The sequence below is a fragment of the Micromonospora sp. NPDC093277 genome (assembly GCF_044765245.1).
Lineage (GTDB): Bacteria > Actinomycetota > Actinomycetes > Mycobacteriales > Micromonosporaceae > Micromonospora.
Genome location: NZ_JBIWJO010000007.1, coordinates 309,475 through 334,018 on the forward strand (window position 1 = coordinate 309,475; position 24,544 = coordinate 334,018).

The 24,544-nt window shown below is 73.6% G+C and carries 24 protein-coding genes; 6 read left to right on the top strand and 18 right to left on the bottom strand.

Annotation, left to right across the window (positions count from 1 at the left end):
• Window positions 1–83 precede the first annotated feature (83 nt).
• From ACIRG9_RS18030 to ACIRG9_RS18040, 3 genes are all read right to left on the bottom strand, one after another.
• Window positions 84–1,493: a sensor histidine kinase gene (locus ACIRG9_RS18030; RefSeq protein ID WP_402856843.1), complete on the bottom strand. Its 1,410-nt coding sequence runs from the start codon at window positions 1,491–1,493 to the stop codon at window positions 84–86.
• A gap of 73 nt (window positions 1,494–1,566) precedes the next feature.
• On the bottom strand, window positions 1,567–2,244 hold the full coding sequence (locus ACIRG9_RS18035) for a response regulator transcription factor (protein ID WP_402856845.1): 678 nt from the start codon (window positions 2,242–2,244) through the stop codon (window positions 1,567–1,569).
• Between the two features lie 129 nt (window positions 2,245–2,373).
• Window positions 2,374–3,153 carry a hypothetical protein gene (locus tag ACIRG9_RS18040; RefSeq protein ID WP_402856847.1) on the bottom strand — a complete coding sequence of 260 codons (780 nt, stop codon included), beginning with the start codon at window positions 3,151–3,153 and terminating at the stop codon, window positions 2,374–2,376.
• Window positions 3,154–3,347: 194 nt separating this feature from the next.
• Here ACIRG9_RS18040 and ACIRG9_RS18045 point away from each other — a divergent pair, with 194 nt between their 5' ends.
• Window positions 3,348–4,340 (top strand): undecaprenyl-diphosphate phosphatase, encoded by a 993-nt coding sequence (locus ACIRG9_RS18045; protein ID WP_402856849.1) that lies wholly within the window; start codon window positions 3,348–3,350, stop codon window positions 4,338–4,340.
• 48 nt (window positions 4,341–4,388) lie between these two features.
• On the opposite strand, the gene ACIRG9_RS18050 is transcribed toward ACIRG9_RS18045, so the two are convergent.
• From ACIRG9_RS18050 to ACIRG9_RS18075, 6 genes are all read right to left on the bottom strand, one after another.
• Window positions 4,389–4,910 (bottom strand): hypothetical protein, encoded by a 522-nt coding sequence (locus ACIRG9_RS18050; RefSeq protein WP_402856851.1) that lies wholly within the window; start codon window positions 4,908–4,910, stop codon window positions 4,389–4,391.
• A gap of 93 nt (window positions 4,911–5,003) precedes the next feature.
• On the bottom strand, window positions 5,004–5,987 hold the full coding sequence (gene hemB, locus ACIRG9_RS18055; RefSeq protein WP_402856853.1) for a porphobilinogen synthase: 984 nt from the start codon (window positions 5,985–5,987) through the stop codon (window positions 5,004–5,006).
• 16 nt (window positions 5,988–6,003) lie between these two features.
• A complete protein-coding gene (locus tag ACIRG9_RS18060; protein ID WP_402856854.1) occupies window positions 6,004–7,584 on the bottom strand; it encodes a uroporphyrinogen-III synthase in 1,581 nt (526 codons plus the stop codon).
• The gene (gene hemC / locus ACIRG9_RS18065; RefSeq protein WP_402856856.1) at window positions 7,581–8,567 is read right to left on the bottom strand and encodes a hydroxymethylbilane synthase; all 987 of its coding nucleotides are present in this window, start codon (window positions 8,565–8,567) and stop codon (window positions 7,581–7,583) included. Before hemC ends, ACIRG9_RS18060 begins: the two co-directional genes overlap by 4 nt.
• Window positions 8,564–9,925, bottom strand: a complete 1,362-nt coding sequence (locus ACIRG9_RS18070) for a glutamyl-tRNA reductase (RefSeq protein ID WP_402856858.1) — start codon at window positions 9,923–9,925, stop codon at window positions 8,564–8,566. Before ACIRG9_RS18070 ends, hemC begins: the two co-directional genes overlap by 4 nt.
• Window positions 9,922–10,692, bottom strand: coding sequence for a redox-sensing transcriptional repressor Rex (locus ACIRG9_RS18075; protein ID WP_402856860.1), 771 nt, complete (start codon window positions 10,690–10,692; stop codon window positions 9,922–9,924). The genes ACIRG9_RS18070 and ACIRG9_RS18075 overlap by 4 nt, the downstream gene beginning before the upstream one ends.
• Before the next feature lie 388 nt (window positions 10,693–11,080).
• Between ACIRG9_RS18075 and ACIRG9_RS18080 the strand changes: the two genes are divergently transcribed.
• Window positions 11,081–12,385: a sensor histidine kinase gene (locus tag ACIRG9_RS18080; RefSeq protein WP_402856862.1), complete on the top strand. Its 1,305-nt coding sequence runs from the start codon at window positions 11,081–11,083 to the stop codon at window positions 12,383–12,385.
• A gap of 94 nt (window positions 12,386–12,479) precedes the next feature.
• Window positions 12,480–13,145 (top strand): LuxR C-terminal-related transcriptional regulator, encoded by a 666-nt coding sequence (locus ACIRG9_RS18085; protein WP_402857118.1) that lies wholly within the window; start codon window positions 12,480–12,482, stop codon window positions 13,143–13,145.
• 87 nt (window positions 13,146–13,232) lie between these two features.
• On the opposite strand, the gene ACIRG9_RS18090 is transcribed toward ACIRG9_RS18085, so the two are convergent.
• Both ACIRG9_RS18090 and ACIRG9_RS18095 read right to left on the bottom strand, forming a co-directional pair.
• Complete coding sequence (locus tag ACIRG9_RS18090; RefSeq protein WP_402856864.1) at window positions 13,233–13,883, bottom strand: HAD family hydrolase; 651 nt, start codon at window positions 13,881–13,883, stop codon at window positions 13,233–13,235.
• A gap of 21 nt (window positions 13,884–13,904) precedes the next feature.
• Entirely contained in the window at window positions 13,905–14,159 is a 255-nt protein-coding gene (locus ACIRG9_RS18095) for a glutaredoxin family protein (RefSeq protein ID WP_402856866.1), read from the bottom strand.
• Window positions 14,160–14,752: 593 nt separating this feature from the next.
• Here ACIRG9_RS18095 and ACIRG9_RS18100 point away from each other — a divergent pair.
• From ACIRG9_RS18100 to ACIRG9_RS18110, 3 genes are all read left to right on the top strand, one after another.
• Entirely contained in the window at window positions 14,753–15,637 is an 885-nt protein-coding gene (locus tag ACIRG9_RS18100) for an ECF subfamily RNA polymerase sigma factor, BldN family (RefSeq protein WP_402857120.1), read from the top strand.
• Between the two features lie 292 nt (window positions 15,638–15,929).
• On the top strand, window positions 15,930–16,799 hold the full coding sequence (locus ACIRG9_RS18105) for a DUF5667 domain-containing protein (RefSeq protein WP_402856868.1): 870 nt from the start codon (window positions 15,930–15,932) through the stop codon (window positions 16,797–16,799).
• Window positions 16,800–16,925: 126 nt separating this feature from the next.
• Window positions 16,926–17,807 (top strand): HAD family hydrolase, encoded by an 882-nt coding sequence (locus ACIRG9_RS18110; protein WP_402856870.1) that lies wholly within the window; start codon window positions 16,926–16,928, stop codon window positions 17,805–17,807.
• Between the two features lie 138 nt (window positions 17,808–17,945).
• Here ACIRG9_RS18110 and ACIRG9_RS18115 read toward each other — a convergent pair whose 3' ends face one another.
• The 7 genes from ACIRG9_RS18115 to ACIRG9_RS18145 form a co-directional block, all read right to left on the bottom strand.
• Window positions 17,946–18,854 (bottom strand): lysophospholipid acyltransferase family protein, encoded by a 909-nt coding sequence (locus ACIRG9_RS18115; protein ID WP_402857122.1) that lies wholly within the window; start codon window positions 18,852–18,854, stop codon window positions 17,946–17,948.
• Between the two features lie 206 nt (window positions 18,855–19,060).
• Window positions 19,061–20,134: an NAD-dependent epimerase/dehydratase family protein gene (locus ACIRG9_RS18120; RefSeq protein ID WP_402856872.1), complete on the bottom strand. Its 1,074-nt coding sequence runs from the start codon at window positions 20,132–20,134 to the stop codon at window positions 19,061–19,063.
• A gap of 120 nt (window positions 20,135–20,254) precedes the next feature.
• Complete coding sequence (locus ACIRG9_RS18125) at window positions 20,255–20,356, bottom strand: 30S ribosomal protein bS22 (protein WP_007465623.1); 102 nt, start codon at window positions 20,354–20,356, stop codon at window positions 20,255–20,257.
• A 220-nt stretch (window positions 20,357–20,576) separates the two neighbouring features.
• Window positions 20,577–20,786, bottom strand: coding sequence for a helix-turn-helix domain-containing protein (locus ACIRG9_RS18130; protein ID WP_046564428.1), 210 nt, complete (start codon window positions 20,784–20,786; stop codon window positions 20,577–20,579).
• Window positions 20,787–21,042: 256 nt separating this feature from the next.
• A complete protein-coding gene (locus ACIRG9_RS18135) occupies window positions 21,043–22,227 on the bottom strand; it encodes an ABC transporter permease (protein WP_402856875.1) in 1,185 nt (394 codons plus the stop codon).
• Window positions 22,224–23,081: an ABC transporter ATP-binding protein gene (locus ACIRG9_RS18140; RefSeq protein ID WP_402857124.1), complete on the bottom strand. Its 858-nt coding sequence runs from the start codon at window positions 23,079–23,081 to the stop codon at window positions 22,224–22,226. The genes ACIRG9_RS18135 and ACIRG9_RS18140 overlap by 4 nt, the downstream gene beginning before the upstream one ends.
• 41 nt (window positions 23,082–23,122) lie before the next feature.
• On the bottom strand, window positions 23,123–24,505 hold the full coding sequence (locus ACIRG9_RS18145; RefSeq protein WP_402856877.1) for an efflux RND transporter periplasmic adaptor subunit: 1,383 nt from the start codon (window positions 24,503–24,505) through the stop codon (window positions 23,123–23,125).
• Window positions 24,506–24,544: the final 39 nt, after the last annotated feature.

Here is a 24,544-nt window from a genome sequence, read left to right on the forward strand (position 1 = left end):
GGCTCCCCCACCCGGCCGGCTGTTTTCAGCCTGCCGCGCGGGGCCTGAGAGGAGCCTGAAACGCCCGGCGGACCCCGGGCCGGTCAGTCGGGCCGGGCACCACCGAGCGGCAGGATGATCCGGACGGTCATGCCCGGACCGGGCAGCACCCGCACGCTGCCACCGTGCGCGGCGACGATCTCCTTGGTGATCGGCAGGCCCAGGCCGCTGCCCCCGTCGGCGCGGGCCCGACTGTCATCGAGCCGAACAAAACGGTCGAAGATTCGCTGACGCTGCTCCTCCGGAACCCCCGGACCATCGTCGGTGACGTCGACGCAACCCCACCCGTCGCGGACGGCCACCCGCAGGACCACCTCGGAGCGGGCGTGCCGGGCGGCGTTGTCGACCAGGTTGCGCAGCGCCCGGCCGAGGTCGTGCGCGTCACCGCTGACCCGTACGGGGGCGAGTTGGGCGCGGACGGTCAGGTCCGGCCGACGGGCGGCGATACGCTCCCGCTCCGTGTAGGCGAGGTCGTCCAGGTCGACGTCGTCGTGGCGATGGGCGGGGCCGCGCTCGTCGATCCGCGCCAGCAGGAGGAGATCCGCGACGAGGCGGCCGAGCCGCTCGGACTCCTGACGCAGCAGCCCGACGAGTTCGGTGGTGGCGCCGGGCAGCGGCGCAGCCGCCAGGCGGTCCAGGCCCGCCTGCACGGTGGCGAGCGGGCTGCGCAGTTCGTGGCTGGCGTCGGCGACGAACCGCCGCTGGCTCGCCGCCGCCGTCTCCAGGCGGTCGAGCATGCCGTTCATCGTCTCGGCCAGCGCCCGCACCTCGTCGTACGCCTCGGGCACCGGCACCCGGGCGTGCCGGTCACGGGCGGTGATGCCGGCGACCCGGCGGCGGATCGCCTCGACCGCGTGCAGCGACCGGCCGACGAACAGGAACACCGCCGCGCCGACCACCAGCAGCATCGGCGGCAGTCCGACGGCCAGCACCGCGGCGACGGCCTCCGTGCTCTCGTTGATCGGTCGCAGCGACTGCGCCACCAGCACCGTCCGGGTGCCGGTGCCGGTGGCGACCCCCTCGGCGACCACCCGGTACGGGTCCTCGTCGGCGAACGGCAGCAACCGCTGCTCCAGCAGCACCTGGCCGGGCTCGGGGCGCAGCGGGGACAGCGGCGCGCTGCCGGCGAGCACGGCCGAGGCGGCCTCCACCCGTCCGGACGGGTCGAGCACCTGCACCAGGGTCTGCTCGGCCGGGCTGGGCTTCAACGTCCGGGCGAGCGCGCCCTGGTCGCCGGCAGCGACCGCCGAGGCCACCTCGGCGGCCCGCTGCCTCGCCGTCGCGTCCACGTTTCCGGTCAGGTCCGCGCGGGCCAGGTAGACGAACGCCGCCGCCCCGACGGCGAAGGCGAACGCCACCGCCAGCGCGGCGGCCAGCGCCGAACGTAGCCGTACCCCCAGCCGCCGGCGCGCCCGTCGGACCAGTCCCCGGAGGAACCCGCGCGTGTCCGCCATGACGGCAGCGTAGGCGCGCCGCCGCTGAGAGAGTTCTGAGACGACCGGCGGCGGGCCCTCCCCGGTCGGGCGGTCAGCCACCGTCGGCGGCCAGCCGGTATCCCATGCCGCGCTCGGTCTGGATCGCGGACCGGCCGAACGGCTGGTCGATCTTGCGGCGCAGGTAGCCGATGTACACCTCGACGATGTTCGGATCGCCGTCGAAGTGGACGTCCCAGACGTTCTCGATGATCTGCGTCTTGGACAACACGTCGCCGCGGTGCCGGATGAGGAACTCCAGCAGCGCGAACTCGCGAGCGGTCACCCGGACCGGCTGCCCGGCCCGGGTGACCAGCCGCCGCGCGGGATCCACCGCCAGGTCGCCCGCGGTCATCACCACCGGTCGGGCGGGAGCGCCCCGGCGGACCAGCGCCCGCAGCCGGGCCACCAGCACCACGAACGAGAACGGCTTGGTCAGGTAGTCGTCGGCGCCGAGGTCGAGGGCGTCGGCCTGGTCGTACTCGCCCTCCTTGGCGGTGAGCATCAGCACCGGCGTCCAGATCCCCCGCGACCGCAGCCGCCGGCACACCTCGTAGCCGCTGAGGCCGGGCAGCATGATGTCGAGCACGACGACGTCGTAGGCGTGCTCGCTGGCCGCCCACAGCCCGTCCGGGCCGGTGTGCTGCACGTCGACGGCGAAGCCCTCCTCGACCAGGCCGGCGCGGATCACCTCCGCCAGCGCCGTTTCATCCTCGACAACGAGCACCCGCACCGGTTCCGCTCCTCTCGCGCCGTATCGCCCGGGTTCCGCACCATTCGCGGCGGGCCGCGACGTCGCCTCCGATCATCCCTCCGGACCTGACCTGGTGACACCGGTCCGGGCGTCGTGGTCGGCGGGCGTTCACCGCCGTCGCGCGACGGCGTTCCGGTGCGGCGTGGCTACCGGCACCGGGGCGTCCCGCTTCGTCACACCGAGGTAGACGATCAGGACCACGATCGCCGCCAGGAACGCTCCGCTCGTGATCACCGTGCCGAGGCCGAGACCGCCGTCGTCACGGGCCTGGGACAGATAGTCGCCGAGCGACGCGCCGAGCGGGCGGGTCAGCACGTACGCGATCCAGAAGGCCAGGATCGGATTCATCCACGACCGGGCGTACGCGGACGCCACCACGCCGATCAGCGCGGCGAAGATCAGCCCCGAGCGCCAATACCCCAGATCGAGACCCTCCGCCAGCAGGTCGCCGGCGGCGGTGCCGAGGGCGAAGGTGAACAGGATCGCCGCCCAGTAGTAACCCTCCCGCCGCGAGGTGACGATCGAGTGGATCGAGAGCGTGCCCTCGCTGCGGTACCAGACGACGAAGGTCGCGACGAGCAGCACGGCGAACACCACGGTGCTCACCGGAAGCGGCACACCGAGGCTGTCGGTCAGGTTGTCCGTGATCAGCGTGCCGACGATGCTGATCAACACGACCGCCAGCCAGTAGATCCCCGCCACGTACCGGTCCGTCCGGAACTGCCAGACGAGTACGGCGGCCAGCGCGACCGCCATGATCAGGGTGGTGCCGGTCAGGCCGAGGTGGAGGTTGACATTGAGGAAGTCCGCCGCGGTCTCACCTACGGTGGTCGAGAGGACCTTGATGATCCAGAAATAGACGGTTACCTCCGGAACCTTGTTCATCATCTGCCGCAGTCGCGGTGGGTCGCTTTGTGTGTTCAGCGTCATACGCGGCAAACTTCCACCCACTTGCTGAGAGCAGGCTGAAGCGCGCGACGGTGGCCTCCCGCGGCCGAACTCGTTGTTCCCTGTGCCGGCCCGGGGCACCGCGTCCCGGACCGGCCCGACGATCACGGCCCGTACGCGCCCGAGGAGAGACCATGTCGCACGGCCTGACCTATCCGGAGGCGCTCGTCATCGGCGCCCTGCAGGGGGTGACCGAGCTGTTCCCGGTGTCCAGCCTCGGGCACAGCGTCATCCTGCCGGCGCTGATCGGTGGCCGCTGGGCACGCGACCTGGACGTGTCCACCCCCGAGTCGCCGTACCTGGCGTTCGTCGTCGGGCTGCACGTGGCGACGGCCCTGGCCCTGCTGGTCTTCTTCTGGCGCGACTGGGTACGGATCATCCGCGGTTTCGTCACCTCCGTGCGCCACCGCAGGGTCGCCGGTCCGGACGAACGGTTGGCCTGGATGATCATCTTGGCGACGATCCCGGTCGGGTTGGCCGGACTGGCGCTGGAGCACACCTTCCGTACGGTGCTCGGCCGGCCGATGCCCGCCGCGGCGTTCCTGACCATCAACGGGCTGTTGCTGTTCGGCGCCGAACAGCTGCGCCGGCGGGCCGCCCGGGCGGAGCCGGCGGGTGCCCGGGCCGGGGACCCGGTGCCGGTGCTGGTGGGCCCCGACGGTGACGCCACCACGTACGCCTCGGCGGCGGTCGGCGGACCCGCCGGGTCGCAGGCCGCCGTCGACCTGGCGTCGGACCACCGGCTGGCGGCCGGCAGCATCCGCGGGGCGGTGCTGGTCGGCAGCGCCCAGATCCTCGCCCTGCTGCCCGGGATCAGCCGCTCCGGCGTGACGATGGCCGCCGGCCTGCTGCGTGGGCTGACCCACGAGGACGCGGCCCGGTTCTCCTTCCTGCTGGCCACCCCGGTGATCCTGGCCGCCGGGGTGCTCAAGCTGCCCGACCTGTTCGGGGACCTTGGCGCCGGCATCCGCGGGCAGGTGCTGGCCGGCAGCGTCGCGGCCGGCCTCTCCGCGTACGCCGCGGTCAAGTTCCTGACCCGCTACTTCGAGACCCGCACCCTCACGCCGTTCAGCGTCTACTGCCTGGTCGCCGGTCTGGTCAGCCTCGGCTGGCTGGGCCTGGCCTGACGCCCGGTCCGCACGGGCGCGGCCGGCTCCACCGCCGATGCCCCCGGTTCAGGTGCCGCTCGCCGTGGCCCGGCCGTCGGCATAGACGAGATCCATCGTGTCGGTGCGCCCGGACCAGCGCAGGTCGAGATGCCAGCAGCCGGACCGCGGCAGGTCGATGATCGACGGGCCCGGTCCGCCGGTGACCTCCCGGCTCACCCGGGTGTCGGTGCCGTCCAGGAACGCGGTGATCACCAGATCGGCCGACGCCGCCGGATCGGCCGGCGTCGAGGCGCGCCGGGCAACCCAGAGGATCTTGTTGTTGGCGCCGTCCTGCCGGTCCGCCGTCAGCGGATGGCCGAACAGCACCGCGACGATCTCGCCCTTCGCGCCGAAGACGTGCGGGACCCGGGTGTCCCCGCTGAACCCGGCGTCCGCCCAGTCGGGCAGGGCCTCCGTCTCGATCCGCGACCCGCACCCGGTCGCCGCGCTCGCGCCGGTGGGGGTGTCCGGCGTCGCGGAGGGCGTCGTCGTGCACCCCGCCGCCAGGACCACCGCCGACCCGAGCGCCAGCCTCCGCCATGCACCCATCTCGCGCCTCCCTGACCAGGGTCCGCCCACGGGATCGTGGGTGTCCACTGTCAGGACACCGGCCAGGCGCCCGGGGATCCGTTGGGCCGCCGGTCAGTAACGCTGGCGAAGCAACTGGGCGGCCTCGACCGCCCAGTAGGTGAGGATGATCTGCGCGCCGGCCCGGCGGATCGAGGTGAGCGCCTCCAGGATCACCCGTTCCCGGTCGATCCAGCCGTTCGCGGCGGCCGCCTCGACCATCGCGTACTCCCCGGAGACCTGGTAGGCGGCGACCGGGACGTTCACCGCGGCCCGGACCGCCGACACCACGTCGAGGTACGGCAGGGCCGGCTTGACCATCACCATGTCGGCGCCCTCGGCCACGTCCAGCTCGACCTCGCGCAGCGACTCTCGCAGGTTCGCCGGGTCCTGCTGGTAGGTGCGCCGGTCACCCTCCAGCGCCGACTCGACGGCGTCCCGGAACGGGCCGAAGAAGGCGGAGGCGTACTTGACCGCGTACGCGAGCACCGCCACGTCCTGGTGGCCGGCCGCGTCCAGAGCCCGGCGGGTCACGCCGACCTGGCCGTCCATCATCCCGGACGGCCCGACCACGTGAACCCCGGCGTCGGCCTGGGCGACCGCCATCCGGCCGTACGCCTCCAGCGTGGCGTCGTTGTCCACCGTGCCGTCCGGGGTGAGCAGCCCGCAGTGCCCGTGCGAGGTGAATTCGTCCAGGCAGAGGTCGCTCATCACCACGGAGGCGTCGCCCACTTCGGCGACGACGTCCCGGATCGCGACGTTGAGGATGCCGTCCGGGTCGAGGCCACCCGACCCGGACTCGTCGCGCGACGCCGGTACCCCGAACAGCATGATCCCGCCGACCCCGGCCTGGACCGCTTCGACGGCGGCCTTGCGCAGCGAGTCCCGGGAGTGCTGGAGCACCCCCGGCAGCGACGCGACGGCCCGCGGCTCGGTCAGCCCCTCCTTGACGAACATCGGCAGGACCAGCTCGGCCGGGTCGACGCGGGTCTCGGAGACCAGCCGCCGCATGGCCGCGTTGCGGCGCAGGCGACGGGGCCGGATCTCGGGGTACGGCATGGGAATCTCCCTACGACTACCGGAACCTCAACGCGGTCGGCCCCTGCACCTTCGAGCCGCGGCGCTGCTTGGCCGGCATGGCGGCCAGCTTCTCGCGCAGCTCGACGGCGTAGGCGGCGAGCGCCTCCACCAGGTCGGGCACCGAGGCGTGCGGCGGCTGCACGTCGACCCGCAGGCCGAACTCCGTCGCCGTCTCCGCCGTCTTGGGCCCGATGACGGCAACAACGGTACGCGCGTGCGGCTTCCCGGCGATACCGACCAGGTTCCGGACCGTGGAGGACGAGGTGAAGAGCACCGCGTCGAACCCGCCCGACTTGATGGCGTCGCGGATCTCGGCCGGTGGCGGGGCGGCCCGCACGGTCCGGTACGCGGTCACGTCGTCGACCTCCCAGCCCCGCTCGGTGAGCCCGGCGGCCAGGGTCTCGGTGGCGATGTCGGCACGCGGCAGCAGCACCCGGCCGACCGGGTCGAGGATCTCGTCGTGCGGCGAGAACTCGGCCAGCAGGCCCTCCGACGTCTGCTCGCCGGAGGGCACCAGCTCCGGCTGGATGCCGAACGCCCGGACCGCGTCCGCGGTGGCCTCGCCGATGCAGGCGATCTTCACGCCGCCGAAGTGGCGGGCGTCGAGGCCGTGCTCGGCGAACTTCTCCCAGACGGCCCGCACCGCGTTCACCGAGGTGAAGACCACCCAGGCGTACCGGCCGTCGACCAGGCCCTTGATCGCCCGCTCCATCTGGGCTGGGGTACGCGGCGGCTCGACCGCGATGGTCGGCACCTCGCACGGGATCGCCCCGTACGCCCGGAGCCGGGCACTCATCACGCCGGCCTGCTCCTTGGTGCGGGGCACGAGCACCTTCCAGCCGTACAGCGGCCGGTTCTCCCACCAGCTCAGCTTGTCGCGTTCGGAGACGCCCGCACCGATGGTGAGCACGACCCGGCCGGTGAAGCCGAGCGCCGCCGCGACGAAGGAGTCCACGGTCGACGTGGTGGTGTACTGCGTCTCGCCGGTGCCGTCGCCGGTCACCCCGACAGCGGTGGTGCCGTCCATCCCGGCGGACAGCAGGCCGTCCCGGATCGCGGCCAGGTCGCCGGCGTCCACGGCCAGGGCCAGGGAGCCCCGGTTGATGGCCGCGGCCAGCGCTTCGAAGTCCAGCGTGGTGACGTCCTCGACGTCGGCGGCGGTCCGCACCCCCGGCAGCGGCACACCCGCGTAGGTGGCCACCCCCTCGGCCTGGCCGACGCCCGGGACCACCTCGAAGTGCGCGGCGGTACGCGCCACCGCCTGCACCTCCTTGACCACCGAGTCGTGGCCGAACGGGTCACCGGCGACCAGGTGCACCGCGTTCAGCCCGGAGCGGGCCGCGGAGATCAGCACCTTCGCCACGTCCCCCGGCACGCCCTCGGCCGGGCTGAACTGGGTGTCGGACTTGGCCTGCGCGCGCACGTGGTCGAGCAGCGACTCGGGGATTCCCCGGTCGTACACCACCTGGTCGGCGTCGACCAGGGCGTCATGCGCCCGGCGGGTCAGCAGGCCCGGGTCGCCGGGACCGGCCCCGACGAACGCGATACGGCCTACGGGCTTACGGGTGCGGGTCATTCTGTGCTCCCAAATTGCTGGGTCCCCGGGCCGGCGTGTCCTTCTTGGCCGAGGATCGAGTCGGCGCCGAGTTCGAGGAGTTCGGCGGCGAGTGCCTTACCGATCTCCGCCGCGTCGGCGGGCGTTCCGGTGCGGGACAGCCGGAGGTCGCGGGTACCGTCCGGGCTGATCACCGCCCCGCGCAGGTAGATCTCCTGGACAACATCGCCCTCGCCGGTCGGCTCGCCTTCGGCGATGACGCCGTAGGCGGCGACGGGCGCGCTGCAGCCGGCCTCCAGGGTGGCCAGCAGTGCCCGCTCCGCGGTGATCGCGGCGCGGGACGGTGCGTGGTCGAGCACCGCGAGCAGCTCGACCAGGTCCTGATCGTCGATCCGGCACTCCACCGCCAGCGCACCCTGGGCGGGCGCGGGCAGCATGAGCATCGGATCGAGCGTCTCGGTGATCACCTCGGTCCGGTCGAGCCGGGCGAGACCGGCCCGGGCCAGGACGACGGCGTCGAGGTCGGCGTCCGGGCCGAGCACCCGGCCGAGGCGGGTGTCCACGTTGCCCCGGATCGGGGTGACCTCCAGCTGCATCCCGAGCGCGTGCAGCTGGGCGATGCGGCGCAGCGCGCCGGTGCCGACCCGGGCGCCGGGCGGCAGCTCGGCGAGCGTACGGCCGTCCCGGGTGACCAGCGCGTCGCGCGGGTCCTGCCGGGTCGGCACCGCTGCCACGTGCAGGCCGTGGGCGTCTCCCGTGGGCAGGTCCTTGTACGAGTGCACGGCGAAGTCGATGGTGCCGGCGGTCAGCTCGTCCCGCAGCGCGGAGACGAAGACGCCGACGCCGAGCCGGTGCACCGGGGCCGCCGAACGGTCCCCGGCGGTCAGCACCTCGACCAGCTCGACCTCGCGGCCGGTGGCCGCGGTGAGGGCCGCGGCGACGTGGCCGGACTGGGCCATCGCCAGAGCGCTGCCTCGGGTACCGAGGCGCAGGGGGGCGGTCATCGCACACCTCCGGTGGGCGGGGTGGTGTCAGCCGGCACGATGATCTCCGCTTCCATCACGTCGGGCACGGTGCCGACCGGGGAGGTCTGTGGCACCTCCAGGTCGAACAGCTCCCGCAGCAGGGCCGCGTACTGGTCGCCGCCGGGCTCGGCGGCGAGCTGGCGGACCCGTACGGTCGGCTGGTGCAGCAGCCGCTGCACCACCCGGTGCACGGTGCGGGCCACCTCGGCGCGCTGGTCGTCGGTGAAGTCGGGGCGGCGCTGGGCGAGCCGGCGCAGCTCGGCGGTGACCAGGTCGTCGGCCCGCCCGCGCAGGGCGGCCACGGTGGGGGCCACGTCGGCGCCGCGCAGCCAGCTGAGGAACGCCTCGACCTCGCCGGCGACGATCCGGGTCACCTCGGCGGCGTCGGCGGCGGCGGAGCCGTCGGCGAGGATCGCGGCCATCCGGTCGATGTCGATCACCTCGACGCCGGGCAGCTCGGCGACCCCCGTCTCGACGTCGCGCGGGACGGCCAGGTCGAGCAGGACCAGCGGGCCCCGGTCGGCGTCCCGCCGGGCCAGCGCCCGGGCCACCACGTCGTGGGTGAGGACCGGTTCCGTGGCGGCGGTGGCGGCCACTACGATGTCCACTGTGGAGAGAGCGTCGACCAGCTCGGCCATCGGCACGGCGTTCGCGCCGTACGATTCGGCCAGCCGGACGGCCCGGTCCGCGCCGCGGTTGGTGACGGTGAGCGGCCCGGCGCCCAGCCGGGAGAGGGTGGCCACGCCGAGCGAGCCCATCGCGCCGGCGCCCACCACCATGGCGGGCCGACCGGCCAGGTCACCGTCGAGCAGATCGGCGGCCAGGTCCAGGGCGGCGGTGACCACGCTCTGACCGGCCCGGTCGATGTTGGTCTCGGCGTGCGCGCGCTTGCCCACCCGCAGCGCCTGCTGCATCAGCTCGTGCAGCAGCCGGCCGGCGGAGTCGGCGCCGCTGGCGGAGTGGTAGGCGTCGCGGAGCTGACCGAGGATCTGCGCCTCGCCGACCACCATCGAGTCCAGCCCGGTGGCGACCCGGAAGGCGTGGTCGACGGCGGCGGCGTCGTAGTGCACGTAGAGGTGGTTGGCGAGCGCCGTCGGCGGGGCGCCGGCCTGCTCGGCCAGGACCGCGCAGATGTCGCCGAGGCCGCCGTGGAAACCGGACACGGCGGCGTAGACCTCCACCCGGTTGCAGGTGGAGACGAGCACGGCCTCGGCGACGTAGGGCTGGGCGACCAGCCGGTCCAGGGTGCGGGTGATGTCTGCGGGCGGGACGACCAGGCGCTCCAGCGTGGCAACCGGGGCGGTGCGGTAGGACGCGCCGACGACGAGCAGTTTCACGTGCCGATCGCCTCCTGGGTGTCGGTGGCCGCGAGTCCGCCCGGCAGAGCGGTGAGGGCGGACCCGCCGGCGGCGGGGATCGCGGTCAGCGACGCCTTACGGTGCTCGTGGAAGGACAGGATCTGCAGCTCGATCGCGAGGTCGACCTTGCGCACGTCGACCCCCTCCGGAACCGAGAGTACGCACGGAGCGAAGTTGAGGATGCTCGTCACGCCGACAGCGACGAGCTGGTCGGCCACCGCCTGGGCGGCCGAGGCCGGGGTGGCGATCACGCCGATCGAGATCGACTCGTCGGCCGCCACCCGGGGCAGCTCGTCGATGTGCCGGACGACCAGCCCGTTGATCTCCTCGGTGATCCGGGACGGGTCCGCGTCGAAGAGCGCGGCGATCCGGAAGCCGCGGCTGGCGAAGCCGTCGTAGCCGGCCAGGGCGTGACCGAGGTTACCCACGCCGACCAGGGCGACCGACCGGCGCTGGGTGAGCCCGAGCACCGACTCGATCTGGTTGATCAGCAGGGCGACGTCGTAGCCGACACCACGGGTCCCGTACGAGCCGAGGTGGGAGAGGTCCTTGCGGAGCTTCGCCGAGTTGACGCCGGCGGCGTTGGCCAGCCCCTCGCTGGAGACCGTCTCATCACCGCCGTCGGCGAGGGCGTGCAGGGCGCGGAGATATTCGGGGAGCCGCGCGACGGTCGCCTCGGGCAGGTCCGGTAGCGCCGGTACGGCACCGGCGCGACCGGGCGCGCCAGGGTGACGGTGCTGACTCATGAGACTCCGTGCGGTGCGATCCTCGACCAGCGTCGTAGGCCGGCCGTTTCGGGACTCCCGCTGGCAACCGAGGTTGGCGGTTGTGCTAGCAGGGCGCGTCGGAACTACAGAGTAGGCGCTTGTGAAGAGGTGCACAAATCGCGATCTTGCTGGCCCGCGACGCGCCGCCACCTGCCCCTCCATCCCGCAAGATCGATAAACCGCGCGCCAACCGCGCCGATCGGCATTATTGCTCAATCCCGACTTCTCTGACCAATCGCGCGCGCCCGGACGCGGCGTGTCACGAAAGCCGGCGCGCAGGTCCGGCCCCGGGGTAGGGAGAACCCCACCCAGGAGAGGCCGGGCCGCGGGATGGGTTGAGCAGGCCGCGGAGCCATAGCCTCGGGGCATGACAGCCACACCGCTGGCCACCTCGCCCCCTCCCACCACCCGGGTCCCCGGCCTCGCCGGACAGCTGATGCGCGACTCCGGCTACGTGCTGGCCAGCCTGCCGCTGGCGATAGTCGGCTTCGTGCTGGCCGTGACCGGCATCTCACTCACCGCCGGGCTGCTGGTCACCACGCTCGGCCTGCCCGTCCTCGCCGGCACCCTGTACGCGGCCCGCCTGCTCGCCGATCTCGAACGGTTCCGGCTGCCCGCCGTGCTCCGCCAGCCCCGGGTCCGACCCACCTACCTGACGCCCCGGCCGAGGTCGGGCTACTGGCGCCGCCTCCTGGTGCCGCTGCGCGACCCGCAGTCCTGGCTCGACCTGCTGCACGCGTTCCTCAAGCTGTTGGTGACGCTGCCCACCTTCGTGGTGCTGCTGGTCTGGTGGGCGTTGGCGATCACCGGCACCCTCTACTTCACCTACGACTGGGCGATCCCGCGTGGCCCGGGCGACCAGGACCTGAGCGAGCTCCTCGGGATGGGCGACGGCGCCGGAGCACGGATCGCCCTGAACACCGCGATCGGCCTGTTCTGCCTGCTCAGCCTGCCGCTGGTGGCCCGGGGCTGTGCCCGGCTCCAGGCCGGCCTGGCCCGCCTGCTGCTGACCGGGGTGGCGGAGATGCGCCAGCGGATCACCACGCTGGAGGAGCAGAAGCGGGCCGCCGCCTCCGCCGAGGCGTCCGCGCTGCGCCGGCTCGAGCGCGACATCCACGACGGACCGCAGCAGCGTCTGGTCCGCCTCGCCATGGACCTCGGCCGGGCCCGCCAGCAGCTCGCCGCCGACCCGGAGGCCGCCCGGCAGACCCTGGACGAGGCGGTCACCCAGACCCGGGAGACCCTCGACGAACTGCGCGCCCTGTCCCGGGGCATCGCGCCGCCGATCCTGGTCGACCGGGGGCTGCCCAGCGCGCTGGCCGCCCTCGCCGCCCGCGCCCTGGTCCCCACCGAGCTGCAGGTCGACGACGACCTGGGTACGGCCACCGGACGGCTGGACCCGGCGGTGGAGAGCACCGCGTACTTCGTGGTGGCCGAGGCGCTGACGAACGTCGCCAAGCACAGCGCGGCCGGGACGTGCCAGGTGCTGGTCGCCCCCCGGGTCGGCCGGCTGGACATCACCGTGTGGGACGACGGGGTCGGCGGGGCCCACCTCGCCAAGGGGCACGGCCTGAACGGCATCGCCGACCGGGTACACGCCATCGGCGGCACCCTGGACGTGACCAGCCCGGCCGGCGGACCCACCGTGGTACACGCCGAGCTGCCCCGGTGAGCCGACCGGCGCACGCCCTCCGTACGGCCGGTTCCCCCTGGCCGGTCGGGCCGGACCGGCCGAAAAGGGCGGGGACATGGTAGACACCGGAGCCATGCGGGTAGTGATCGCGGACGACGCCGTACTGCTCCGGGAGGGGCTGGTCCGGCTGCTGACCGAGTCGGGACACGAGGTGCTGGCGGCCGTCGGGGACGGAGACGCCCTGGTCGAGGCGGTGGTGGCGCACCGGCCGGACGTGTCGGTGGTGGACGTCCGGATGCCGCCCTCGCACACCGACGAGGGGCTGCGGGCCGCGGTGGAGGCCCGCCGGCGGGTGCCGCGTACGCCGGTCCTGGTGCTCTCCCAGTACGTCGAGGTGTCGTACGCGGACGACCTGCTGGCCACCACCGGCGGGGCCGGCGGGGGCGGGATCGGCTACCTGCTGAAGGACCGGGTGGCCGCGATCGACGAGTTCCTGGACGCGCTGGACCGGGTGGCCGCCGGCGGCACGGTGCTCGACCCGGAGGTGATCAGCCAGCTGCTGGTCCGCCGCCGCCGAGACGACCCGCTCGTCGCCCTGACCCCGCGCGAACGCGAGGTGCTGGCCCTGATGGCCGAGGGCCGCTCGAACACCGCCATCGCCAAAGCCCTGGTGGTCAGCGACGGCGCCGTCGAGAAACACGTCCGCAACATCTTCACCAAGCTGGACCTCCCCCAGGACGCCACGACCCACCACCGCCGAGTCCTGGCCGTCCTGACCCACCTCCGCGCCCCGTCCTAGTGCGTTGATCAAGAGGTTTGCGTCTGGTTCACGCGAATCCTCGACGCAAATCTCTTGGTCAACAGCTGGGCGGCAACCGCGTCGGTGTCAGGGGAGGGTGCGGGCGAGGGTTACGGCGGCGGTGAGGGTGTCGGCGACGGGGTGGCCGGAGTTGCGGAGGCGGGTGGGGTCGGACAGCCCGCCGGTGTAGAGGACGCAGGGGGCGCCGACCGATCCGGCGGCGTCGGCGTCGTCCAACGAGTCGCCGATCAGCACCACCTCGTGGCCGCCGAGCCCCAGCTCGGCCAGGTGCTTGGCCAGCCATTCGGCCTTGTGCCCGCCGCCCACCGCGGCCCGCAGCCCGTCCACCCGGCTGAAGTGCGGGGTCAGCCCGTACGTGCGGACGGTCGGGACCAGCTCGTCGTGGAACCACATGGACAGCAGCGACTGGCTGCCCGGCCAGGAGCCGATCGCGGCGGTCGCGTCGGCGGCCAGGGCACAGCTGGTCAGCCCGGCCCGGTACGCGTCGTGAAAGATCCGGTCGAGCTGGCCGAACGACTCCTCGTCGATCGCCCGGCCGAGCATCTCGGCGTAGTAGTCGGCGATCGGCCGGCGGAACCGTACCCGGTGCTCGCCGGCGCTGACCACCGGACCGCCGGCGCTGGCGAAGGCCACGTTGGTGGCCTGGACCACCAGGTCGAGGTCGTCGAGCAGGGTGCCGTTCCAGTCCCACACCAGGTGGCGTCGCGCAGTGGTCATCGCTGCACTGTAAGGGGCCGGTCAGAGCTGCGGCGTGGTCAGGTCCCGCAGCAGCCGCTGCTCCTCCACCCGCCAGTAGCCGTGCTCCTTGCCGTCGAGCAGCACCACCGGCAACCGGTCGCCGTACTCGCGCTCCAGCTCGATGTCGTCGGTGACGTCCTTCTCGATCCAGCGGTCACCGGTGACGGCCACCACCCGGTCGAGCGCCGCCTTCGCGTCCTCGCACAGGTGGCAGCCGGGCCGGGTGATCAGGATGAGTCGGGGGTCACTGGACATCGGGTACCTCCGTGCGGATCCGGGTCGGCGGCCTGACCCGGGCCAGGTTACGCGCACAGCACCCGAGCGACCTCTCCACCGTCACCGGCGCGCGGGGCAGGCATCGCGACACGCCGAAGGCGCTACGCAAATCGCTCCGACCAGGAGTTTCCACTCAAGACCCAACTCCGACGTGAAAGTCAACCGCACACGACGGACAACCGGTCCGCCATGGACACGAAACGACGAGAAATACTTCCGCTCTGTGTAACGGACTTGCCACGCGTGGGTGACGTTGGCCCTATCATCACTCGGGTCGGCTCACCCCATTTGCCGTGAGTCGACACCCCTCAGCCCGAGGAGGCCCCCGTGCCCGTGAGCGCATTGGACCAGCACCTCAAGGGGATCTGCCGCCCGTCGGCACGTCCCGGAACGGCTCTGCCCGGCCGGGGCTTACGCCGTCCCGCCGCGACACCGGGACGGCCGTGCCCCGCGTGGATCGGGGAGGCGCTGTGACCACGTTCGGTTACGCGGAACGGCCGGCCGGGGTGACCAGCCCGACCCAGCGGACACCGGTGAACGAGCGGCTGGAGTCGCGCGCCTCCGCCGAGGAGCTGCGGGGTCTCGCGGGCCGGGGTGGCGAGGGGACGCGACGGGGCCGCAACCGCTCGCACCACAACGAGGCGCAGCCGCGTCCCGCGGTGCCCGGCGGCAACGCGAAGCCCGCCACCAACCGGCTCAACGCCCCGGCCCGGCCGGTCATGCCGGCGCAGGGCAGGCGGGTGGCCGACGGCACGATGACCGCCGACCCGTCGGCCGCCGAGACCGCCGTACTGCCAGCCGTCTCGCCGGCCGCCGACACCGCGATCCTGCCGGTGGTGCCCGCCGCCGCGGCCCCGGCCACCGGCTACCCGAGCCGCCCCGATCCGTCCGACCCGGCGACCGAGGTGTGGGCGCTGGTCGAGCGGGCGCAGGCCGGCGAGGCCGAGGCGTTCGGCCTGATCTACGACCGGTACGTCGACACGGTCTTCCGCTTCGTCTACTTCCGGGTCGGCAACCGGCAGCTCGCCGAGGACCTCACCTCCGACACCTTCCTCCGGGCGCTCAAGCGGATCGGCAGCTTCACCTGGCAGGGGCGGGACCTGGGCGCCTGGCTGGTGACCATCGCCCGCAACCTGGTCGCCGACCACTTCAAGTCGGGGCGGTACCGGCTGGAGGTCACCACCGGCGACGTGCTCGACGCCGATCGGGAGGACCGGGGGCCCGAGGGCAGCCCGGAGGCGGCGGTGGTCGAGCACATCACCAACGTCGCGCTGCTCACCGCGGTCAAGCAGCTCAACCCGGAGCAGCACGAGTGCATCGTGCTCCGCTTCCTGCAGGGCTTCTCGGTCGCCGAGACGGCCCGCGCGATGGGCAAGAACGAGGGCGCCATCAAGGCGTTGCAGTACCGGGCGGTCCGGGCCCTGGCCCGGTTGCTGCCCGACGGTTTCCAGCCCTGATCCCCAACTCATCGGCACCCGCCCGGCGGTCCGTCGGGTGTGGACCGTGCGCGCCCCTCCACAGTAGTGACGGCGATCACTCTTTGTGATTAGCGGTCGCCGCCCCCGTAACCGCCGACCGGCGCGGCCCGTTTCTCCGGGTGCGACCAGTGGTTGTCCCGGCGTCCCCCGGGCCACCCGGTCCGGCGGGCACGGTCGATCGTTCCGGTCGGCCGTCGGCGTCATGCTGCCACCGGTCGCTGGTGACGACGACGGCCGAGGAGGCCGTGACCAGCGAGAGGGGGTGCCTGCGGTGGACAGAGACCTCTTCTCCCGTCGGCGTGCCGAGCGCTTCGCACAGCTCCTCGACGAGGCTAACGGCGGCCGACGGCACCATGTCCGTTCCCGGTCCGACGACGAACTCGCCGCGCTCGTCGCGGTGAGCCGGCGGCTCTCGGCCGACCCACCGGCCGTCGAGGTCGACACGGAATTCCGCACCGGCCTGCGCGCGATGTTGGTCGCCACCGCCGAGCGGGAGGGGGCCGGAGCCCCGGCGCAACCGGCGACCGCCCAGGCGGGCACCGGCACACGCGGGTCGTTGCTGCCGGCCGCGACCGGCCGACGGGTCCGCGCCCGGGGTGCGATCCTGGTCGGGGTGGCCGCCGGCGCGATCGCCCTCTCCGGCATCTCCGCCGCCAGCGAGAACGCGCTGCCCGGCGATGCCCTCTACGGCATGAAGCGCTCCACCGAACGGGCCCAGCTCGCCCTGGCCAGCTCGGACGTGAGTCGCGGCCAGCTCTTCCTCGACTTCGCCCGGACCCGGCTCGACGAGGCGGCCACGGTCCGTGCCGACCGGGTCGGGTTCAGCACCGTCCTGGACGACATGGACGCCGACACCCGGCAGGGCGTACGCCTGCTGACCACAGTGGCCGTGCAGCGGGCCGACGTGACGGGGCTGAACGCGATCGACGCGTTCGTCACCGGCCAGCGGCGCGCGGTCACCGGGTTGCTGGACCGGGTGGACCACGTCGAGCGGGACCGTACGCACCGGTCGCTGGACCTGCTCGACGACGTCGGCCGCCGCGCCGACGGGATCCGCGCCGCGCTCGCCTGCGGGCTGCCGGCACCGGTGGCCAGCGACGCGCTCGGCCCGGCTCCGGACATCTGTCCCGCCGACCGCTGACCGCCCGCCGGGCCCCGGTCCGCACGGGAGTCCTGCCGTCCACGCCACACCGTCGGCCGTGGCCATCCGCCCGTCGCACCCCCCGGATAGGCTCGACAGCGGGGACGTCGAGGGGAGGAGGTCGCGATGGCCCGGACCCGGAAGGCAACGGCCGGCACCGCCGCCCAGGGCCACACCGGTGCCTCGCCGGAGGCTCCGGAGGCGCCCTTGGCGGCCCCGCCGACCGACCCCACCACCGCCGCGGCCTTCTTCGACGTGGACAACACGATGATGCAGGGTGCGTCGATCTACTGGTTCGCCCGCGGGCTGGCCGCCCGGAAATACTTCACCACTGGCGACCTGGCCAGGTTCGCCTGGCAGCAGGCGAGGTTCCGGCTGTTCGCCACCGAGCGCGCCGGGGACGTGTCGCAGGCCAAGGAGGCCGCGCTCGCCTTCATCCACGGCTGGCGGGTCGACGACGTGGAACGGCTCGCGGAGGAGATCTTCGACGAGCTGATGGCGCCGCGAATCTGGGCCGGCACCCGCCGGCTGGCGCAGCGGCACCTGGACGCGGGGCAGCGGGTGTGGCTGGTCAGCGCCGCCCCGGTCGAGATCGGCCGGGTCATCGCGGTCCGGCTCGGGCTGACCGGGGCGATCGGCACCGTCGCCGAGGTGGTCGACGGGACGTACACCGGCCGGCTGGTCGGCGATCTCATGCACGGGCCGGCCAAGGCCGAGGCGGTGACCCGGCTCGCCGCGCTCGAGGGGCTGGACCTGGAGCACTGCGCGGCCTACAGCGACTCCGTCAACGACCTGCCGATGCTCTCGGTCGTGGGTCACCCGGTGGCGATCAACCCCGATCCGGCGCTGTTGCTGCAGGCCCGCCGGCGCGGCTGGGACGTGCGGGACTTCCGCACCGGACGCCGGGCGGTCAAGATCGCGGTGCCGTCGACGGCCGCCGCCGGGCTGCTCGCCGGCGCGGTCACCGCCGGCCTGGCGTTGCACCGCCGCCGCCACCGCGCTGACTGATCCTGCCCCCGCACCTGACCACAGGCCGGCGACTTCGGGGGAACCGCCACCTCCCGCCGCTGGGCAGGCAGCAACTTCGGCGAAGCCGCGCGGATCTTGACACGCCCGGGCAGGGCCGGCCCGTCCGGGTCGGGGTGGTCAGGGGCCGAACGGGTCGGGGCGGCGTTCGAGCAGCTTGTGCAGCGTCTGCTGGATTGTCTCCCGCACCTGGTCGGCGAGGTTGAACACGACCAGCGGGTCGTCCGCCGAGTCGCGCAGGTGCGCGGTGGGGATCGGTGGACAGAACTCGATCAGCCACTTGCTCGGGAGCGGCAACATGCCCAGCGGCCCCAGCCAGGGGAACGTCGGCGTGATCGGGAAGTAGGGCAGCTTGAGCAGCCGGGCGAGCGGCTTGATGTCGGCGAGCATCGGATAGGTCTCCTCGCCGCCGACGATCGCCACCGGCACGATCGGCGTGCCGGTACGCAGCGCCGCCGAGACGAAGCCACCCCGGCCGAACCGCTGGAGCTTGTAACGATCGGCGTAGAGCTTGCCGACCCCCTTGAACCCCTCCGGGAAGACGCCGACCAGCTCACCGTTGCCGAGCAGCCGTTCCGCGTCCGGGTTGCAGGCCACCGTCCCGCCGGTCTTGCGGGCGATCTCGGAGACCACCGGCATCCGGAAGACCAGGTCGGCACCGAGCAGCCGCAGGTAGCGGTGCGTCGGGTGCTGGTCGTGCAGTGCGGTGCCGAGCACCAGCGCGTCCAGTGCCACCGTGCCGGCGTGGTTGCCGACCACCAGGCCGGGCCCGGACTCCGGCACGTGCTCCACGCCGCTGACCTCGGTGCGGAACCAGTCCCGGTAGAGCAGCCGGACCAGCGGGTGGAAGACCGCGTCGGTCAGCTCCGGGTCGAAGCCGAACTCGTCCACCTCGTAGTCGCCGGAGAGCCGCCGCCGCAGAAAGGTGAGACCGTTGGCGACCTTGCGGTCCCAGTGGTCGCCGGGCCGATCCGCCACCGCCGGCCCGGGCGGCGCGACCGGGACGCCGGCCGACGACTCGCCTTCCACCACCACCGCCGGCCCGTCGGCGGACGTGTCCGGCTCGTCAAGCGAGGTGTCCGGCTCGCCGGTCGGCGACGGGCTGCCGGCCGGCGCCGGGTCGGCGACGGGCGCCGTCGTGCGCCGGTGACCGTTGCGCCGCGCCGGCTCCGCGTCCGGTCCGCGCACGGTCAGCGGTACGTCGTAGCGGGCCTCGCCCCGCTCCTCCGCCCCGCTCACGGCCGCTCCCGGACGGCGGCCCGGGCCTGCCGGATGCCCTCCAGCACCAGCGCCTCGGCCGCGGCGAGCTGGTCCCGGGTCACCACCACGCCGCCGTGGTGCGCCCGGATGAAGTCCTCGAAGGCGGCGGCGGTCGAGCGGGGCGTGAAGCCGAACTCGCGTTCCAGCCTCGTGGTGTCCACCACCCGGCCGTGCACGAAGAGGTCGACCTGGTCCAGCCCGTACCGGCCGAAGCCCAGGGTGCGGGCGATCGCGGCGGCCCCGGACATCCCCGGCTCCAGCACCGGTACGGCCACCCGGCCCGCCCGGCGGATCGCCTGCGACAGGGAGAGCACGCCCGGCCCGGCGACGTTGTACGTCCCCGGGTGGTCCTCGGCGACCGAACGGTGCAGCACCTCCAGGGCGTCGTCGAAGTGGACGAACTGGAGGCGGGGATCCCGGCCGAAGACGGTGGGCACCACCGGCTGGGAGAAGTAGCGGGTGAGCGTGGTGTCCGCGGTCGAGCCGATGAACGGCGCGAAGCGCAGCACAGTCGCGGTGACGTCGGGACGGCGGCGCCGGAACCCGCGGACGTACCCCTCGATGTCGAGGATGTCGCGGCCGAATCCGCCGCGCGGCACCTCGCGCGGCTCGGTCTCCTCGGTGAATACGGCGGGGTCGCGGAACGAGACCCCGTACGCGGCGGTCGAGGACCGGACCACCAGCTTGCGCAGCCGTGGCGCCCGTTGGCAGGCGGCGAGCAGCTGCATGGTGCCGATGACGTTCTGTTCCTTCATCGCCGACCGGCCGCCGTGCTGCGGATCGGGCGCGCTGACCAGCGCCAGGTGCACCACCGCGTCGACGTCGAGGTCGATGAGCAGGGCGCTGAGCGAGTCGAGGTCGAGGCGGATCCGCTCGACCCCGTCCAGCAGGTCGGTGAGTTCGGCGACGGGGGCCGCGGGGTCGACCCCGATGACGCGTTCGATGCGCGGGTCGGCGGCGAGCCGAGCGGCGACGTGCGCGCCGAGGTAGCGTCCGACCCCGGTCACGACGACGACCCCCGGAGCACCGGGGGTGCCACCGGGGGTCATGTCGCGCGCCTTGCCCGGCAGGCGGGATCGAGCCGGGACATCCACGGCCTGATCACCTGAGCCTCCGACGGTCGACTGTTGGCAAGTGTTGCCGGGTGCCGGGCCGCAGCCCGGCCCCGGTCACTTGCCGAGACGGCGACGCTGGACGCGGGTCTTGCGCAGCAGCTTGCGGTGCTTCTTCTTAGCCATGCGCTTGCGGCGCTTCTTGACCACCGAGCCCATACGACAGCCTTTCGATGCAACATGCGGGGCGGACCGGGCGACACCACCACGGGTGGCGTCGGTGACCGCTTGCGGACAACGGACCGGACCAGCGTGGTGGGCAGGGTGCACCGGCATGCGGTCACGATCGGGGTCCAGGGTAGCCGGAGCGTGTCAGCAGGACCAACGCGCCCCCGTCGATGCCCGTTACGTCGCACTCGACGGCCTGGCCGGCGGCGCGTCAGGCGGTCTCCTGAAACGCACCCCGAAGGTACTCGTGCACGGCGTGCTCGGGCACCCGGAACGATCGACCGACCCGGACCGCGGTCAGCTCACCGCTGTGCACGAGACGATAGACCGTCATCTTGGACACCCGCATGACCGTCGCCACCTCGGCGACGGTCAGGAACCTGACATCCGACAGTCGAGCGTCGGACTGCGACCCGGCCATGGCTCACCGACCCATTCCCATGCCCGGCGCGTGCCGCCGGGGCGGGTTGCTTCCGCCACGACGAGCGACGCGCGTGTTACCAGTACGGTAGCGGGACGGCTGTGACCGGCGCGATCCCTTCCTGCGATTGATCATGGAACGCTCGCCGCTTCCTCGCTTCTGACCTGCCGTTTTCCACCCGGAAGTGCACCACGTCCGGTCCGGTGAGCGGGTCCGCGCCGTGCGGTCGGGTCGGCTCCCCGCTCCCGGTGGGCCGTCACTCGGCTCGCAGCGCCACCACCGGGTCGAGCCGACCGGCCCGCTGGGCCGGAACCACGCCGAAGACGATGCCGACCGCGGCCGAGACGCCGAAGGCGAGCGCCAGCGACCACCAGGTGATCGCCGCCGGGATCGGCGAGACCGCGTCGACCAGCAGCGCGGTGCCCACGCCCAGCGCCATCCCGGTCAACCCGCCGATCGAGGTGAGCAGCACCGCCTCCAGCAGGAACTGCACCCCGATGTCCCGGGGCCGGGCGCCGACCGCCTTGCGCAGGCCGATCTCGCGGGTCCGCTCGCGTACCGAGACGAGCATGATGTTGGAGACCCCCACTCCGCCGACCAGCAGCGAGATGCCGGCGATCGCGGCCAGTACGCCGGTGAGCACCCCGAGGATGTCGCCGAGCACACCGAGGATCTGCTGCTGCGTGACGGCGCTGAACTCGGTGTCCGGGTGCCGGCGGGACAACTCCGCGACGATCCGGTCGCCGAGTTCGCCGATCTGCTCCCGGTCCGGGGCCTTGACCGCGATGCCGTCGATCCGCTGGGTGCCCCAGAGCCGCTGCGCGGCGGTCACCGGGATGTGCACCTCGTCGTCCCGGTCCACCCCGAGGCTCTGGCCGAGCGGGGCGAAGACGCCGATCACCCGGAACCGGACCCCGGCCAGCGCGAGCTGCTGGCCGAGCGGGTCCCGGTCGGGGAAGAGCGCCCGGGCCACCGACGCCCCGAGCACCGCGACCCGCCGGCTGGTGTCCACGTCGGCGCCGGTGAGGTAGCGGCCCCGGGCCAGCGAGCGGGTGAAGACCGCCGGGGTGGTTTCCAGGACGCCCTGCACGGTGGCGAAGTCGGAGCGGGTGCCGGCCCGGACGGTCGCACCGGAGGCGATGGTGACGGCCACCCGTCCCGGGTCGCCCACCACCCGGGAGACCGCGTCCACGTCCTTGAGATCCAGCGGCGAGACCACCGGGGCGTTGCCGACCTCGATCCGGCCGGGAACCACCAGCAGCAGGTTGGAACCGAGCCCCTCCACCTGCTGCTCGACCTTCTGCTTGGTGCCGGTGCCGATGGCCACCAGCAGCACCACCGAGGCGACCCCGATGATCACCCCGAGCATGGTCAGCGCGCTGCGCAGCCGGTTCGCCCGCAGCGCGTCCAGCGCCACCCGCCAGGCCTCGGTGATCCTCACGCGGCACCCCCGGGCACCGTCCGGCGCGGAAGACGTCCGGTGGCTCCGGTGGCGGTACCACTGGAGCCACCGGACGGATGCCCCGGGCCGCTTCCGGACGCGGACCGGGGCTCCGCGCTGGGAGCGCCGTCCAGTGTCGCAGGTCCACCGGGACCGCCGGACAGCGGTCGATCATGAACCGTGTCGGACCGGATCCGACCATCACGTACGGCGATCCGCCGGCGGGCCCGGGCGGCCACCTCCTGGTCGTGCGTCACCATCACCAGGGCCACGCCGGACTCGGTGTTCAGCCGTTCCAGCAGCTCCAGCACCGCCTCGCCGGTGGCGGTGTCCAGGTTGCCGGTGGGCTCGTCGGCGAGCAGCACCGCCGGGTCGGTGACCAGGGCCCGGGCGATGGCCACCCGCTGCTGCTCGCCGCCGGAGAGCTGGTTGGGCCGGTGCTCCAGCCGGTGCCCGAGCCCGACCCGGCCGAGCACCGCCGCCGCGCGTTCCCGCCGCTGCCGCGCCCCGACCCCGCGATAGACCAGCGGCAGCGCGACGTTGTCCACCGCCGACGTCCGGGGCAGCAGATGGAACGCCTGGAAGACGAAGCCGATGGTCTCGTTGCGCAACGCCGCCAGCTCGGGCGCGCCGAGGCTGGCCACGTCCCGGCCCCCGATCACCAGCCGGCCGCCGGTCGGCCGGTCCAGCCCGCCGAGCAGGTGCATCAGGGTGGACTTGCCGGAGCCGGACGGCCCGATCACCGCCACGTACTCGCCGGGGGCGATGGTGAGCGACACCCCGCGCAGCGCAGGCACGGACACCCCATCCAGCTGGTACGTCCGGGACACGTCGACCGCCTCGATCGCCGGCACCCCGGCGGGCAGGCCGCGCACCCGGGTCGGGACCCCGGCGCTCACTTCAGTTCCTGGCCGTCCTGGACCCGGTCGGTGCCGCGCACCACGATCCGGTCGCCGGCCTGCACCCCGCTGACGATCTGCACCAGGTCCTGCCCCTGCACGCCGACGGTCACCGGCACCCGGTCGGCCTTGCCGTCCCGCAGCACCCAGACCGTGTCCCGCCCGTCGGCGGAGAAGACCGCCGAGGCGGGTACGGCCACCGCGTCGGCCGCCTCACGTACCCGGAGGTGGACCACGGCGTTCATGCCGGGGCGGGGGGTCGGAGCGGGCTCCCCCTCCCCGAGCCGCCCAGCGCCGAGGCCGAGGCGGACCCGGTAGGTGACGCCGCCGCGAGCGGAGCTGGTGGGCAGCACGTCAACCGAGCGGACCGTGGCGTCGTACGACGCGCCGGTCACCGCATCCAACTCCACCGAGGCGGACAGGCCGGCCCGGACCAGCAGCACGTCGGTCTCGTCCACCTCGGCGAGCAGGCCGAGGTCGCCGGTGTCCACGATGGTGAGCACGGGGGTGCCGGCGGTGACCCGGCCGCCCGGTGGCACCGCGTCGTCCACCCCGGGCGGGGGGCCGCCCTGCGCGCCGGCTCCCAGGGCCGACGGGTCGAGTCCCGCCGTACCGCCGCCGGCACCGAAGAGGCTGGTGAGGTCGGTCGGGGTGGCGGCCCGGGTGCCGCCCGGCTGCACCACCCCGGCGATGGGGGCGCGCAGGGTCAGCGCGTCGACGGTCGCCTTCGCCAGGTCGTACGCCTGCTGGGCCTGGAGGCGCTGCGCGGCGGACAGCGCGCCGACGGCGTTGTTCAGCCCGGCCACCCCGCGCTGCACGGCGGCGACCGCCTGGTCGGCGGCGCGGGCGGCCGACTCGTACTGCTGCTGCGCGGAATCGACCTGGAGCAGCAGCGCGGAGCGCAACTGCGGGTCGCCGATCTTCCCGGCGGCCTGGCGCGCGGCGTCGAACGCCTCGGCGGCGGCCTTGTCGGTGCCGCGCCGGCGCCCGCCCAGGTCGCCGACGCCGACGCCCCGGCCGGCCCGCCGGGCCGCGCGCAGCGCCTCGCGGGACTGCTTCAGCCGCTCCTGCGCGGACGGCGAGTCGATCACGGCGAGCACCTGGCCGCGGGCGACCCGCTGCCCTGGCTGGACCCGCAGGCTGGCCATGGTGCCGTCGGCGGGCGCGGTGAGGGTGGCGGCGGCCCGGGCGGTCACCGTGGCCGGCGCGTCGATCACCTCGGTGACCTCGGAGTGGCCCACCTGGGCCACGGTGACGCCGGACTTGTCGTCGCCGCAGGAGGCGGCGGTGGTGCCGGTCAGGGCGACGACGGCGAGGAGGGCGGTGAGCAGGCGGGGGCGGGTGGCCGCGGGCAACCGCGGCGAATGGGTGCGGCGCACCCGTCGATCGTACGAGGGCGGGAAAAGGTCACCACGACA